This is a genomic window from Actinocorallia lasiicapitis, assembly GCF_054778695.1.
Genome location: NZ_BAAGZI010000866.1, coordinates 1 through 692, shown reverse-complemented (window position 1 = coordinate 692; position 692 = coordinate 1). Strand labels below are relative to the sequence as shown.

1 protein-coding gene and 1 pseudogene are annotated in these 692 nt (G+C 69.5%); one reads left to right on the top strand and one right to left on the bottom strand.

Annotation, left to right across the window (positions count from 1 at the left end; translation table 11 throughout):
• A partial coding sequence (tnpA, locus tag ACYVE7_RS35190; RefSeq protein WP_460371018.1) for an IS66-like element accessory protein TnpA occupies nt 1-322 on the bottom strand: 322 nt, incomplete at its 3' end.
• Nucleotides 323-402: 80 nt separating this feature from the next.
• On the opposite strand from tnpA, the pseudogene ACYVE7_RS35185 reads away from it, so the two are divergent.
• A pseudogene (locus ACYVE7_RS35185) lies at nt 403-692 on the top strand (IS3 family transposase); the annotation flags it as partial.

Here is a 692-nt window from a genome sequence, read left to right as displayed (position 1 = left end):
GGCGGATGCGTTGCCCGGCCGGGCCGACCACTTCCACCGCACCCGGCCCGAGCGGCTCCGAATGCGGCACCATGGGCGCGCCCGCCACCTCGACCGGAATGAATGCCGGCCCCGGCAACGGCAATGCTTCGCTCGCCACCCCATCGCGCAGCAGCGTGCGTCGCCAGCGATACACCAGCGACGTGCACACCCGGTGTCGCCGCGCCACCTCCAACACGCTGGCACCCGGCATCATCGCCTCCGACACGATCCGCGCCTTGTCATCTTCGCTGAACCGCCGGCGCGGTTCAGGCCCAACCATCTCGATAATTCGCGTCGCCATGATGCCGCACCGGTGTCTGCCACAGTGCCGCACCTGTGGCTTGCGCATCACCTCGTCAGCAAGGTGGAGAAGACCGGACGCTTACCCTGCAGGAGGCGGCGAAGGGAAACTTCTGAGCCCCGCACGGCGCCGGCGCTGCATCGACCAGGTCCGGGAGGTGCTGGACGTGTCCGAGCGGCGGGTATGCCGCGTGCTCGGCCAGCACCGGTCAACGCAGCGCAAAGTGCCGTGCGGGGCAGATGATGAGCAGGCGCTCACCGACGACATCGTCGCGCTGGCCAGGCAGTACGGGCGCTACGGCTACCGCCGGGTGACCGCGCTGCTGCATGCGGCGGGCTGGTCGGTGAACCACAAGCGGGTCGAGCGGATC